Genomic DNA, 13,195 nt, shown 5'->3' on the forward strand with positions numbered 1-13,195 from the left:
ATGAGCACGACGGAGCCCGCGCGGACCCCAGGTGCCGTGCCCCTGCTCGAGCTGCGGGGAGTGACCAAGCGCTTCCCCGGCGTGGTGGCGAACGACGGGATCGACCTCAAGGTCATGCCCGGCCAGATCGTCACCCTGCTCGGCGAGAACGGGGCAGGCAAGTCCACGCTCATGAAGATCGTGTACGGGCTGTACCGGCCCGACGCGGGCTCCGTCCTGCTCGACGGCTACGACGCCGGGATCGCCTCGCCCAGCGACGCGATCGCCAAGGGCATCGGCATGATCCACCAGCACTTCATGCTGGTACCCACCCTGACCGTGGCCGAGAACGTGGCGCTCGGCATGGGCGGCAGGCGCGGCCTCGCCGACATGCGGCCCGTGCGGCGCCGGCTTGCCGAGGTCTCCGAGCGCTACGGCCTGTCCGTGGACCCCGACGCCCTGGTGTGGCAACTGTCCGTGGGCGAGCGCCAGCGCGCGGAGATCCTCAAGGCGCTGTATCGCGACGCGCGCCTGCTAGTGCTCGACGAGCCCACCGCTGTCCTCACGCCGCCCGAGGTAGACGACCTGTTCGTCACCCTGCGCCAGATGCGGGCCGATGGCGTGGGAATGATCTTCATCTCGCACAAGCTTGGAGAGGTGCTGGAGATCTCCGACGAGATCACCGTGCTGCGCGACGGCCGGGTGTCAGGGCACACGCGCCCCTCGGAGACCAGCCGCGAGGCGCTCGCCGAGATGATGGTGGGGCGGCCCGTGTCGCTCACGCGAGAGATTCCCGAGGTGTCGCCGGGCTCGCCTGTACTGACCGTCGAGGGGCTCACCGTGCCCGGCGACCGCGGCACCGTCGCCGTCGACGACCTGTCGCTGACCGTGCGGGCCGGGGAGATTGTGGGCATCGCCGGCGTCTCCGGCAACGGGCAGCGGGAGCTGGCCGATGCGGTGTTTGGGCTGCGGGGCGCGACCTCTGGCGCGGTTGTTGTCGACGGGCGGCCCCTGCTGGGGCTCGGGCCGCGCCAGGTGCGCGACCACGGGGTCGCGTATATCCCCGAAGAGCGCATGAAGGACGGCGCGATCGGCGAGTTCACCGTCGCCGAAAACCTCATGCTGGTGGACCACGCGCGGCCGCCGTTCTCGCGGCGCGGCTTCCTGGACTTTGGGGCGATCGACGCTCACTCGCGCGAGCTGGTCGCGTCCTACCGGGTGAAGACGCCCGGGATCCACACCGAGACCCGGCACCTGTCCGGCGGCAACATCCAGAAGGTGGTCATCGCGCGCGAATTCAGCGCCGATGCCGAGGTGCTGCTCGTCGCGCAGCCCACCCGCGGCGTGGACATCGGCGCGGCCGAGTACATCCACGCGCGGCTGCTGGAGCAGCGCAGCGCGGGTGCCGCGATCCTGCTGATCTCCGAGGACCTCGACGAGGTGATGGCGCTGTCCGACCGCATCGTCGTGGTGCTCGAGGGGCGCGTCATGGGCGAGGTGGCCCGCGGCGAGGCGACCGCCCAGGAGATCGGGCTGATGATGGCGGGCGAGACGCGCGACGCCGCGTGAGGGTGTGGGGCACCCCTCCGACACTTTGAACCGGTTCGCGGCCCGACACGCCGGTGCGGAGGGCCGATGCAGTGGCTGGCACGGCGTGTCGGCCCGCCTACTGGTTCAAAGTGAGGGTGGCGGAGGGGGCGGAGGGGGCGGAGGCACTGGAGCCCGGCGCTACGCCGGGGAGGCCTCGCCGCGGTCGTCGTCCTCGTCGGAGTGCTTGCACCAGTGCTCCGAGACCAGCCCGGCGATGACCAACAGCAGCGCGGCGCCCGCGGCGATCAGTGCGGAGATGATGACCTCGCGGCGCGGGCCGTGCGACCAGTCGTCGAGCAGCCCCAGCGCGTAGCCGCCATAGGCGCCGGTCAGCACCGCTCCCGCGTACGAGCAGGCCTGCGCGAACACCACGGTGCGTGCGGCGCGCAGGGCGGACAGGTCCGGCTTCTTGCCCGCGAGGAAGCGCCGCACCTGCCACCCGAACCACAACGCGCACACGGCGGCGATGAGGCTGAAGGCGACGGCGGTCCACGGCACGTGCGGCGGCGTGGTGCCCGAGCCCTCGAGCGACGCCGACACGAGCCACGCGAGCACCAGCGCGACGAGCCCCACCAGGGTGAGGCGCTGCCAGTTCAGTGGCGACACGGCGCCCCTTACGGAGTGGTGGGGACGGCCGATGCCCCGGCGGGCTGAGCCCAGCCGTCGCCCACGCGCGTGGCGGCGTCGAAGCCGGCCTGGCGGACAAGGTCGGCCACCGCGCCGTGCGGCTCGAGACGAGCGGACGGCTCGAGCGCGGCCCAGGGCTCAAGCACGAAGCGACGCAGGTGCGCGCGCGGGTGCGGAAGGACAAGGTCCTCCGTCTCGCCCGTCACACCGTCGTACTGGATGAGGTCGAGGTCGAGAGTGCGGGCGGCGTTCGGCACCGAGCGCTCGCGCCCGTGGGCCAGCTCGACGCCCATGAGCGCTCCCAGCAGCTCGCGCGGGGACAGCGCGGTCTCGAGGCGGGCGACGCCGTTGAGGTAGTCGGGCTGCGCGAGCCCACCCTCGGGCACCGAGCGCACCAGCGGCGATACGGCGACCACGCGGACGCCGGGGATGCGGTGAAGGTCGTTCAGCGCGGCCTGGAAGGTCTGCTCGACCTCACCCAGGTTGCCGCCGAGCGCCACCACGGCGCCGCGGGGCTGGCCCGGCCGCTCGTCCATGCCGTCGTTCACGGGACCGGCACCGGGGTCGAGCGGGTCGTCCGACTCCCCCGCCGACGAGCCGATGCGCTTGTCCGCCCACAACGACCCCTCGCGCTGGTCGCGGCGGATGGTGACGGTGACGTCCTTGAACTCCACATGCAGCGGGGCCTGGGGCTTGTGCACGGTGACGTCGACACACTCGACGTTCTCGAGCGACAGCACCACGCGCGCGATGCGCTCGGCCACCGCCTCGATGAGATTGATCGGCTCGCCACCCAGGACGTCCGCCACAGCATCGGCCACCGCCGAGTAGTTGACCGAGCGCGTGAGGTCGTCGTTCGCGCCGGCGGTGCGCGTGTTGACGTGCACCACCACGTCGGCGAAGAAGAGCTGCCCGGTCTCCCGTTCTGCCTGGTACAGGCCGTGGAATCCCTCGAGGCGAATCCCCTCGACGCAGATCTGGTCCAGCTCGATGCCGTCCTTGACGTACGGGCGCATGTGCACAGTCATGTCCTCACTCTTGCGTGTGATCGGCGTTCTGCCAAGCGGACACCACGGCGATGGCGTCGCGCGCGGCCCCGGCATCGTGCACCCTGACCGCCCACGCGCCGCGTTCCGCGGCGAGCGTGGTGACGGCAGTGGTCGCGTGGTCCCTGGAGGCGGCCGATGCGTCACGCCCCTCCCGCTCGATGGCGGCACCAAGGAAGCGTTTGCGGCTCGCACCGATGAGGACGCGCGCGTCGCCAGCCCAGCCGGGAATGTCCGCCAGCAGCGGCCAGTTGGAGGGCCCCACCTTGGAGAAGCCGAGGCCGGGATCGAGGATGATCCGCGCCGGGTCGACGCCCGCGGCGGCGAGAGCGTCGACGCGCGCGGCGAGCTCGTCGCGCACCTCGGCGACCACGTCGTCGTAGCGGTCGAGGCCATCCATCTGGGTCGAGTGGGCGCGCCAGTGCATGGCGACGTAGTCGCAGCCGGCGTCGGCCACCACCGCCACCATGGCGGGGTCGGCGAGGCCGCCGGAGACGTCGTTGATGAGGGTGGCGCCGGCCTCGAGCGAGGCGGCGGCCGTCGCGGCGCGCATGGTGTCGACCGAGACCGCGATGCCGCGCTCGGTCAGCGCCCGCACCACGGGCACCACGCGGGCGATCTCCTCGTCGGGCTCCACGCGCTGGGCGCCCGGCCGCGTCGACTCGCCGCCCACGTCCACCAGGTCCGCCCCCTGTTCGGCGAGGCGAATGCCCTGGGCGATGGCGGCATCGGCCGTGTCCCAGCGCCCCCCGTCGCTGAAGCTGTCAGGGGTGACGTTGAGGATCCCCATGACGAGGGTCATGGGATTACCTCCCGAGGATGAGGCTCATCGCCTCCGCGCGCGTGGCGCCGTCGCGCATGATGCCGCGGACCGCCGACGTGACGGTGCGGGAGCCGGGCTTGCGGATGCCGCGCATCGACATGCACAGGTGCTCCGCCTCGACCACCACAATGACGCCACGGGCACCCAGGTGCTTGACCAGGGCATCGGCCACCTGAGTGGTGAGGCGCTCCTGGACCTGCGGGCGGCGCGCGTACATCTCCACCAAGCGAGCCAACTTACTCAGTCCGGTGATGCGGCCGTCCTCACCCGGGATGTACGCCACGTGGGCGACCCCGTGGAAGGGCACCAGGTGGTGCTCGCACATCGAGTACAGCTCGATGTCCTTGACGAGGATCATCTCCTCGTGGCCCAGCTCGAAGACGGTGCTGAGGATCTCGCCCGCGTCGTGGTTCAGGCCGGCGAAGAACTCCTCGTAGGCGCGCGCGACGCGGCCGGGGGTGTCCTTGAGCCCGTCGCGCTCCGGGTCCTCGCCGATCGCGAGCAGCAGCTCACGGACGGCGGCCTCCGCGCGCGCGTGATCCACCGTCATGCCTGGTCAGTGCCGGGGGTGCCGTCGGTACGTGGCTCGGCGGCGGCATCGGCCGTGCTGTCAGTGACGTCGACCGGCTCCTCGCCGACGGTGTCCTTGGGCTCCTCGAGCGGGGGCGCGGGGGCCGTGACCGGCTTCTTGCGCGGGGCCGTCTTGGGGGCCCACTCGCCGCTCACCCAGTGCTTGCGCTTGGCGACCTTCTTGACGTCGGCGAACAGCGCGGCGAGCTCGGTCTCGTTGAGGGTCTCCTTCTCCAGGAGCTCCTCGGCGAGGCGGTCGAGGATGGCGCGGTTGTTCTGCAGCGCCTTCGTGGCCTCGGCCATCGCGTTGTCCATGAGCGTGCGGACCTCGCGGTCCACGATCGCGGCGTTGGACTCGGAGTAGTCGCGGCCGTGGCCCATGTCGCGGCCCATGAAGACCTCGCCGGAGCTGCCGGCCAGGCGCACCGAACCGATGTCCGTGGACATGCCGTACTCGGTCACCATCTGACGGGCGGTGTCGGTCGCCTGGCTGATGTCGTTGGACGCGCCGGTCGACGGGTCGCCGAATACGAGCTCCTCCGCCACGCGGCCACCCATCGCGTACGCGAGGTTGTCGAGCAGCTGGTTGCGCGTCTTCGAGTAGCGGTCCTCCTGCGGCATGACCATCGTGTAGCCCAGCGCCCGGCCTCGCGGAAGGATCGTGACCTTCGTGACGGGGTCGGTGTGGTTCATCGCGGCCGCCACGAGAGCGTGACCGCCCTCGTGGTACGCGGTCACCGTCTTGTCGTGGTCGTTCATCACGCGGGTGCGCTTCTGCGGGCCGGCGATGACGCGGTCGATAGCCTCGTCGAGCTCCTCGGGGCCGATCAGCTGGCCGTCCTTGCGGGCCGTCAGCAGGGCTGCCTCGTTGAGGACGTTTGCGAGGTCGGCGCCGGTGAAGCCGGGGGTGCGACGGGCGATGGCCTCGAGGTCGACCTCGGGCGCCATCGGCTTGCCCTTCGAGTGCACCTCGAGGACCTTGAGGCGGCCCTTCAGGTCGGGCCCGTCGACGCCCACCTGGCGGTCGAAGCGGCCCGGGCGCAGCAGCGCGGGGTCGAGGATGTCGGGGCGGTTGGTCGCCGCGATGATGATGACGTTGGTGGTGGCGTCGAAGCCGTCCATCTCGACAAGCATCTGGTTGAGGGTCTGCTCGCGCTCGTCGTGACCGCCGCCCATGCCGGCGCCGCGGTGGCGACCGACGGCATCGATCTCGTCGACGAAGATGATCGCCGGGGCGTTCTTCTTGGCCTGCTCGAAGAGGTCGCGGACGCGGCTCGCGCCGACACCGACGAACATCTCGACGAAGTCGGAGCCGGAGATGTGGAAGAACGGCACGCCAGCCTCGCCGGCGACGGCGCGCGCGAGGAGGGTCTTACCGGTGCCGGGAGGGCCGTACAGCAGCACGCCCTTGGGGATCTTGGCACCCACTGCCTGGAACTTGGCGGGGCTTTCCAGGAACTCCTGGATCTCGCGCAGCTCGTCGACTGCCTCGTCCACGCCAGCCACGTCGTCGAACTTCACCGTGGGGGTGTCGGGCGTGACCATGGACGCCTTCGACTTGCCGAACTGCATGAGACGGCCGCCCCCGCCGCCCTGCATGCTCGACATGAGGAACCAGAACAGGCCCACCAGCAGCAGGATCGGGAGGAACGTGAAGAGGATGGAGGTCCAGATCGACGTCTGGGGGACCTCGGAGTCGTAGCCACCGGCGGGGTCGGCGTCGGTGATCGCGTCGACCACCTGCTCGCCCTGCGGCGCAACATAGAAAAACTCGACGCGGTCCTGGTAATCAGCCCACTCCTCGGGGGCATCGTCCGGGAGCTTGTCCGCGAAGTCCTCGATCAGCACCAGCTCGACGCGCTGGTCGCCGTCGACCATCTTCGCCTGGTCCACCAGGTCCGCATTCAGCAGCGCGAGGCCCTGCGAGGTGTCGATCTGCTGGACGCGCGGCGAGAAGAGGCCAGACACGAGCCAGCCCAGCACGACGGCCAGGATGATCAGCGGGATGATGCGGCGAAGACTGAGGGCATTCTTCATGGTGGTACGAGACTACGCGAGTGCGTGGGGTGCCTGTGAAGGGTTTCGCTGAGGGCTTTGCACGGGCTTTCCCCACCCGGCGTGTACCGCTCAACACACACCTGGGGCTGGTGGGACGGGAGCGGCGCGAGTGTGGGCGCATCGGCCCCACGCGCACCATGCGCACCAGCCGTGTGTTGAGCGGTACAGACGGCCGATGCGCGACTCGCCTGCGCTGTTGGGCTTCAGCGGCCGCGGATGGCGGTGAGCGCGGCTTTGACGTCTGCGACGAGCCGCTCGGGGTGGTGGACGGCATCGGCGTAGGTGAACCTGATCACGTTGCGGCCCGCCGCGACGATGGCTCTGTCGCGTGCGCGGTCCTCGGCGAACTGGCGCTCGTCGGAGTGATAGGTCTTGCCGTCAATCTCGACGTACAGCAATCCCTCCACCAGGAAGTCCGCCCGCCGGCGCTGGCCGAGCGGCGCCTGCGACTCGACCGTCAGCCCCGCCGCGCGCATGGCCACACGTGCGCAGGTCTCGGGCACTGAGCCGGCGGCGTCATCGGCCATGTGCTCGAGCCAGCGACGCGTGACGAGGTCCGTCATCGTGAAGCCCGCGATGTGATCCTTGGTCAGGATGCCTCGTGACAGCGCGTGGTCGAGCGTGACCAGCTGCGCGAGTGGCGTGACGCACCTGCTCATCACGTCGATCGCTCGCGCTGCGGTGACGACGCGCGAACCCGGACGGTACGTGCGGCTGCGATGCATGCGCACCGGCGCTCGCACGGCGGAGGGCACCGTGGTTCCTCCACGCGCTGCGGGGATCTCGAGGTGAAGGTGAGCTGGCGAATCCCACAGTCGCAGGTCGAGGGCGTCGGCCGCACTCACGCAGGTGATGCGCGCCCCGAAGTAGCACGCGTACTCGGCCTCGGTGGGTGTGCTGGACAAGCTCAACACGCCCGTGATGGGGCGTCGCACGTCCCCGGAGCGCACCGCCGCATCGATGGCCCGGCGGGTGACCCCGCAGTCGAGCAGCGTCTTCCTGCGGGCCACTCCACCGAGACGCACGAGCGCGAGCACCGGGTCCATCGGCTCAGCGTGATCGGTCACGGGGCGTCGGAGAGCGCGTTGGCGTCGCAGTGGGGATGCAGCCCGGGTGCGCTGGGGGCTGGGGACGGGGGTCGGCCGGAGTCAGGCCGTGCCGCTCAACACACACCTGGGACTGTTGAGGCGTACGTGACGCGTGAGGTTACACACGAGCCCCACGCGCATCATGCGCACCAGCCGTGTGTTGAGCGGTACGGGGCCCCGCGCTACTAGATCGTGTAGTCGCCACCCGACGACGCCGTCAGGTAGCGCACGACCGCCGCCGCGCACTCTTCGACAGACTCCCCGTCAGTGCCCACCACCACGTCGGCATCGACCGGAGCCTCGTACGGGTCGGAGATGCCCGTGAACTCCTTGATCTCGCCCCGGCGCGCCGCCGCATACAGCCCCTTGCGGTCGCGCTCCTCGCACACCTCAAGCGGGGTCGCGACGTGGACGAGGACAAACCGTCCGGCGCGCTCGGCCATCTCGCGCATCTCGGCACGCATCGACGCGTAGGGCGCGATGGGGGCGCACACCGCCATACCGCCGTGCGACGCCACCAACGAGGCCACCCAGCCGATGCGGCGCACATTGAGTTCACGGTCCGCTCGCGAGAACCCCAGGCCAGACGACAGCATGGCGCGCACCTCGTCGCCGTCCAGCAGGGTCACGCGCTGCGTGCCCTCGGAGCGCAGGCGACGGGTGACCTGACGTGCGATGGTCGACTTGCCCGACCCGGACAGCCCGGTGAACAGCACCACCGCTCCCCCGCCGGGCGCGCGGTCGGAGCCGCGCTTGACCACCACGGTGGACGCACAGACCACGGACGCGAGGTGCTCCAAGAGCTCACGCTCCGCCTCGCCGGTCACGTGCTCGGCGGCGGGACGCGGGAGCACCCGCACCTCAACCCCGTCGCGCTGCAGCGAGCGGACGGTGGAGGACAGCGCGGAAGGGTCGCCCTCGTCCATCACGATCACGGTGCCCGCCAGCTGACCCGCCCGTGCCCCCATTAGAAGGACGGCATCCTCGGCGAGGTCCGAGAAGGCGGACGGCCGCAGCTCCGGGAACGGCGGCAGCGCCGGCTCGCGCAGCATCGTGACCGGACCGGCAATCCAGGTACCAGCGGCGGACGTGCGGCGATCGACGACGTCCACGGAGGCCACCGGCGTGGCCTCCGAGTCCAGCAGCGTCACCACCCGGCCGGGGGCAATGTCGGGGATTCTCAGCGTCGCCACGTGGCTTCCCAAAGAAGCGGCCGATGCCGCGGTCGCTCCAGCGGCCGGCAGCGAGTAACCGGCCTGCGCACCGTAGGCGCCGGCACGGAGCAGCTCCAGCTCGTTCAGCTGTCGCGCGGACAGTCGCACACCGTGCATCACTGAGACTCCTTGTCCTGCTGTAGCGCCTTATCCGCCTGCCGGTCTTGGAAGGTGAAGAAGGAGAATCCGAGGCTGTGGCGGATCCACGCCCAGGCGAGGGTGCCCAGCACGATCTCCGCCCCGACGACGGAGAACGCGACAACGTTGGACAGCCCCATCATCTTCAGGCCCGACAACGTGAGCACGAACACCAGCGCGCGCCGCACGAGGCCGCCCGAGATCCGCGAGGACAGTTGGGCGCCGATGTAGGTGCCGGGGATAGAGCCGATGATGACGGGAAGCGTCACCGACCAGTCCACATCCCCGAACATGAGGTGTGCAGCGGCCGCCGCGACGACGAGCGGAACCGCCTGCACCAGGTCGGTACCCACCAGCTGGTTCGCCTTGAGCGCCGGGTAGAGCGCCATCAGCGCGATGATGATGAGCGATCCGGAACCCACCGAGGTGAGGCCCACCATGAGCCCGCCCACCACGCCGACGATGATCGTCGGTACAGGGCGAGCCACGACATCGGGCCGGTCCACGGGAAGGGCTGCGGCGCGCCCGTCGCGCACCATGGCGCGCTCCCGTAACCGCAGGTACGCCCGTACCGCGAGGCCGAGCGCGGCGATCACGAGCACCACGCCCAGCGCGTGCTTGACGAAGGACTGCAGCGCCTCGGGGTCAATCAGGAACTGGGCCGCGACGACCCCAAGGAAAGCCGCGGGCACGGAGCCGTAGACCAGCAGCCTCACCAGCTGCCAGTTCACGGTGCCGTTCTTGATGTGCACCCACGAGCCGGCGGGCTTCATGAAGGCCGATGCCACGACGTCCGAGGACACCGCAGTGACCGGCGGCACGCCAAAGAAGAACACGAGCGTGGGTGTCATGAGGGCGCCCCCGCCCATGCCCGTCAGCCCGACGACGATCCCGATGCCGAGCGCCGCGACGAGAAGTCCGAACTCCATCGCTAGTGGCGGATCACTCCGGCGCCGACGGTGCGGTGGGTCGCCTCGTCGATCAGAATGAACGATCCCGTGATGCGGTTCTCGGCATAGTCGTCAATCAGCAGGGGCGTGGTCACACGCAGCTTCACACGGCCGATGCTGTTGAGGCCGAGCTCGTGCACGTCCTGGTCGCGGTGAAGCGTGTTGACGTTGAGCTCGTAGGCGATCTCCTTGACCATCGCCCGCGCCATGCGCGTGGTGTGGAGGATGCTCACCTTGCGACGCTCGGTCAGCGGGGTCGCGTCCATCCAGCAGACGGTCGCCTCGATGTCCTGCGTGGGTTCGGGGTGATTGCCCTTGCGGCACAGGATGTCGCCGCGCGACAGGTCGATCTCGTCCTCGAGGCGCACCGTCACCGACATGGGCGGGTAGGCGGCGTCAACGGGGCCGTTCGGGCCGTCGATCGCGGCGACGCGCGTGGACAGGCCCGACGGCAGCGCCATGACCTCGTCACCCACCTTGAGGATGCCGGAGGCCACCTGGCCGGCGAAGCCGCGGTAGTCGGGGTGCTCGGCGGTCTGCGGGCGCACCACGTACTGGACGGGGAAGCGCACGTCCTGCAGGTTGCGGTCCGAGCCGATGTGCACGTTCTCCAGGTGGTACAGCAGCGAGGTGCCCTGGTACCAGTCCATGTTGGTGGAGCGGTCAACGATGTTGTCGCCCAGCAGCGCCGACACGGGGATCGCGGTGAGGTCCGGGATGTCGAGCTTCGAGGCGAAGTCCGTGAACTCGCGGTAGATCTCGTCGAACCGCTCCTCGGACCAGTCCACGAGGTCCATCTTGTTGACCGCGAGCACCACGTGGGGCACGCGCAGCAGCGAGGAGATGGTGGCGTGGCGGCGCGACTGCTCCGTGAGGCCCTTGCGGGCGTCCACGAGGATGATCGCCAAATCTGCAGTGGAGGCGCCGGTCACCATGTTGCGCGTGTACTGCTGGTGGCCGGGGGTGTCCGCGATGATGAACTTGCGCTTGGGGGTAGCGAAGTACCGGTACGCCACGTCGATGGTGATGCCCTGCTCACGCTCGGCGCGCAGTCCGTCCGTGAGGAGTGCCAGGTCGGTGGTCTCCGCGCCGCGGTTCTTCGACGCGAGTTCGATGGACTCGAGCTGGTCCTCGAAGATCGACTTGGAGTCGTAGAGAAGACGGCCGATGAGGGTCGACTTTCCGTCGTCGACGGAGCCGGCGGTGGCGAAACGCAGAAGGTCCATTAGAAGTACCCCTCCTTCTTGCGGTCCTCCATGGCGGCCTCGGACACTCGGTCGTCGCCGCGGGTGGCACCGCGCTCGGTCAGGCGGGTGGCCGCCGTCTCCTCGATGATCTTGTCGATGGTGTCCGCGTCGGACTCGACGGCTGCGGTCAGCGTCGCGTCGCCGACGGTGCGGTAGCGCACCTTGCGGACCTGGGTCTCGACACCCTCCGGCGGGACGGCCCACTCGTTGGAGGCCATCCACATGCCGTCGCGCAGGAACACCTCGCGGTCGTGCGCGTAGTAAATCGAGGGAACCTCGATGTCGCGCGAACGGATGTAGTCCCAGATGTCCAGCTCGGTCCAGTTGGACAGCGGGAACACGCGGATCGACTCACCCGGGTGGACCTTGCCGTTGTACAGGCTCCACAGCTCGGGACGCTGGTTGCGGGGGTCCCACTGACCAAACTCGTCGCGGAAGGAGAACACGCGCTCCTTGGCGCGGGCCTTCTCCTCGTCCCGGCGGGCACCGCCCATACAGGCATCGAAGCGATTGTCCTCGATGGTCTCGAGCAGGACCGGCGTCTGGATGCGGTTGCGCGAGCCGTCGGGGGCTTCCTTGACCTTGCCGGCGTCGATCGCGTCCTGCACGGAGCCGACGACGAGCGTAAGCCCGTACTGCTCGACGATGCGGTCGCGGTACTCGATGACCTCGGGGAAGTTCTGGCCGGTGTCGATGTGCACCACGGGCATCGGCACGGGGGCGGGGGCGAAGGCCTTGATCGCGAGGTGAAGCAGACAGATGGAGTCCTTACCGCCCGAGAACAGCAGCGCGGGGCGCTCCATCTGGGCGACCACTTCACGAATGATGTGAATGGCCTCCGCCTCGAGCGCGTCGAGCTGGCTCAACGCGAGGGACGCGGGCTGGGTCATGACTCATCTCCAGTCGTTGCGGCGTATGCGGCTACTGCCTCGAGGATGCGATCCGCCAGTTCGGGGCGGCAAACGATCAGGTCCGGCAAGTAGGGATCGGCGTCATTGTAGACAAGCGGGCTGCCGTCGATGCGGGAGCAGTGAAGGCCGGCGGCGCGGGCGATGGCCACGGGCGCCGCGGAGTCCCACTGGTATTGGCCACCGGCGTGGACGTAGGCCTCGACCTGTCCGCGCACCACGGCGGCGATCTTCACGCCGGCCGAACCCATCGGGATGAGGTCAGCGTCCAGGGCCTCGCGCACCGCCTCGGTGACGGCCGGCGGGCGCGAGCGCGACACCGCCAGGCGGATCGGGGCATCGGCCGCGAGCGCGGGAAGCGTCGCGACGGAGTCGGTGTCGAGGACGAGGTCCTCACCCGGAATGGCGACGGCGGCCGCGGTGAGCTCGCCGGGGCGAGCGACATCGGAGGCGGCCGATGCATCGGCCGGGCTGGCGCCCCTGCTCCACAGGGCGACGTGGACGGCCCAGTCGTCGCGGCCCTCGGAGTATTCGCGGGTGCCGTCGAGGGGGTCGATGATCCACACGCGGTCGGCGGTGAGGCGCTCCTCGGAGTCGCGGGCCTCCTCCGAGAGGACAGCGTCGGAGGGAAAACGGGAGCCGAGCAGGGCGGAGATGCGCTCCTGGGCCTTCGCGTCGCCGGCCTTGCCGCGCGCCTTGCCCTCAACCTCGGGGTCAAAGCCGGCGCGGACCTCGAGCAGCACCTCGCCGGCCTCGCGTGCGATCTCGCCCGCGGCCGCGGCGTCGGATCCAGACATGGTCACCTCCCCGGTCGCCGAAACTCTACCAACTTAGTGGGGTACTCCATTCCGCCCGTGTCCTCCCCCGCACTTTGAACCAGTTCCGATTGGGACACGCCGGCGATCGGGCTCGGAGCTGCCCCGCTGCCGGGGTGTCGCTGCCCGAACTGGTTCACAC

General features: G+C 69.9%; 12 protein-coding genes. 1 reads left to right on the forward strand and 11 read right to left on the reverse strand.

Going from position 1 to position 13,195, the window contains the following annotated elements:
- Window positions 1-1,548: an ABC transporter ATP-binding protein gene (locus B7K26_RS10400; RefSeq protein ID WP_084079110.1), complete on the forward strand. Its 1,548-nt coding sequence runs from the start codon at window positions 1-3 to the stop codon at window positions 1,546-1,548.
- A 159-nt stretch (window positions 1,549-1,707) separates the two neighbouring features.
- Here the strand turns inward: B7K26_RS10400 and B7K26_RS10405 are convergent, their stop codons facing one another.
- The 11 genes from B7K26_RS10405 to B7K26_RS10455 all read right to left on the reverse strand — a co-directional run bounded on the left by B7K26_RS10405 (window position 1,708) and on the right by B7K26_RS10455 (window position 13,035).
- Window positions 1,708-2,175, reverse strand: coding sequence for a DUF3180 domain-containing protein (locus B7K26_RS10405; RefSeq protein WP_159449670.1), 468 nt, complete (start codon window positions 2,173-2,175; stop codon window positions 1,708-1,710).
- Window positions 2,176-2,183: 8 nt separating this feature from the next.
- A complete protein-coding gene (folK, locus tag B7K26_RS10410) occupies window positions 2,184-3,224 on the reverse strand; it encodes a 2-amino-4-hydroxy-6-hydroxymethyldihydropteridine diphosphokinase (RefSeq protein WP_084079112.1) in 1,041 nt (346 codons plus the stop codon).
- Between the two features lie 4 nt (window positions 3,225-3,228).
- Window positions 3,229-4,044 carry a dihydropteroate synthase gene (folP, locus tag B7K26_RS10415; RefSeq protein ID WP_084079113.1) on the reverse strand — a complete coding sequence of 272 codons (816 nt, stop codon included), beginning with the start codon at window positions 4,042-4,044 and terminating at the stop codon, window positions 3,229-3,231.
- A 4-nt stretch (window positions 4,045-4,048) separates the two neighbouring features.
- A complete protein-coding gene (gene folE / locus B7K26_RS10420; RefSeq protein WP_084079114.1) occupies window positions 4,049-4,615 on the reverse strand; it encodes a GTP cyclohydrolase I FolE in 567 nt (188 codons plus the stop codon).
- Window positions 4,612-6,672, reverse strand: coding sequence for an ATP-dependent zinc metalloprotease FtsH (gene ftsH, locus B7K26_RS10425; protein WP_084079115.1), 2,061 nt, complete (start codon window positions 6,670-6,672; stop codon window positions 4,612-4,614). Before ftsH ends, folE begins: the two co-directional genes overlap by 4 nt.
- Window positions 6,673-6,896: 224 nt before the next feature.
- Window positions 6,897-7,760: an endonuclease domain-containing protein gene (locus B7K26_RS10430; RefSeq protein WP_143340649.1), complete on the reverse strand. Its 864-nt coding sequence runs from the start codon at window positions 7,758-7,760 to the stop codon at window positions 6,897-6,899.
- 206 nt (window positions 7,761-7,966) lie between these two features.
- Window positions 7,967-9,112, reverse strand: a complete 1,146-nt coding sequence (gene cysC, locus B7K26_RS12860; RefSeq protein ID WP_143340651.1) for an adenylyl-sulfate kinase — start codon at window positions 9,110-9,112, stop codon at window positions 7,967-7,969.
- Window positions 9,112-10,062, reverse strand: coding sequence for a sulfite exporter TauE/SafE family protein (locus tag B7K26_RS10440; protein ID WP_084079117.1), 951 nt, complete (start codon window positions 10,060-10,062; stop codon window positions 9,112-9,114). The genes cysC and B7K26_RS10440 overlap by 1 nt, the downstream gene beginning before the upstream one ends.
- Window positions 10,063-10,064: 2 nt before the next feature.
- Window positions 10,065-11,309, reverse strand: coding sequence for a sulfate adenylyltransferase subunit 1 (locus B7K26_RS10445; protein ID WP_084079118.1), 1,245 nt, complete (start codon window positions 11,307-11,309; stop codon window positions 10,065-10,067).
- Window positions 11,309-12,220: a sulfate adenylyltransferase subunit CysD gene (gene cysD, locus B7K26_RS10450; RefSeq protein WP_084079119.1), complete on the reverse strand. Its 912-nt coding sequence runs from the start codon at window positions 12,218-12,220 to the stop codon at window positions 11,309-11,311. The genes B7K26_RS10445 and cysD overlap by 1 nt, the downstream gene beginning before the upstream one ends.
- The gene (locus B7K26_RS10455; RefSeq protein ID WP_084079120.1) at window positions 12,217-13,035 is read right to left on the reverse strand and encodes a 3'(2'),5'-bisphosphate nucleotidase CysQ; all 819 of its coding nucleotides are present in this window, start codon (window positions 13,033-13,035) and stop codon (window positions 12,217-12,219) included. The genes cysD and B7K26_RS10455 overlap by 4 nt, the downstream gene beginning before the upstream one ends.
- Between the last annotated feature and the right edge of the window lie 160 nt (window positions 13,036-13,195).

This window comes from Demequina sp. NBRC 110057 (genome assembly GCF_002090175.1).
GTDB lineage: Bacteria > Actinomycetota > Actinomycetes > Actinomycetales > Demequinaceae > Demequina.

Coding starts and splice junctions, on each gene's coding strand:
- B7K26_RS10400 (WP_084079110.1), top strand. CDS start 1: ATGAGCACGACGGAGCCCGCGCGGACCCCAGGTGCCGTGCCCCTGCTC.
- folK (WP_084079112.1), bottom strand. CDS start 3,224: ATGACTGTGCACATGCGCCCGTACGTCAAGGACGGCATCGAGCTGGAC.
- folP (WP_084079113.1), bottom strand. CDS start 4,044: ATGACCCTCGTCATGGGGATCCTCAACGTCACCCCTGACAGCTTCAGC.
- folE (WP_084079114.1), bottom strand. CDS start 4,615: ATGACGGTGGATCACGCGCGCGCGGAGGCCGCCGTCCGTGAGCTGCTG.
- ftsH (WP_084079115.1), bottom strand. CDS start 6,672: ATGAAGAATGCCCTCAGTCTTCGCCGCATCATCCCGCTGATCATCCTG.
- cysC (WP_143340651.1), bottom strand. CDS start 9,112: ATGCACGGTGTGCGACTGTCCGCGCGACAGCTGAACGAGCTGGAGCTG.
- B7K26_RS10440 (WP_084079117.1), bottom strand. CDS start 10,062: ATGGAGTTCGGACTTCTCGTCGCGGCGCTCGGCATCGGGATCGTCGTC.
- B7K26_RS10445 (WP_084079118.1), bottom strand. CDS start 11,309: ATGGACCTTCTGCGTTTCGCCACCGCCGGCTCCGTCGACGACGGAAAG.
- cysD (WP_084079119.1), bottom strand. CDS start 12,220: ATGACCCAGCCCGCGTCCCTCGCGTTGAGCCAGCTCGACGCGCTCGAG.
- B7K26_RS10455 (WP_084079120.1), bottom strand. CDS start 13,035: ATGTCTGGATCCGACGCCGCGGCCGCGGGCGAGATCGCACGCGAGGCC.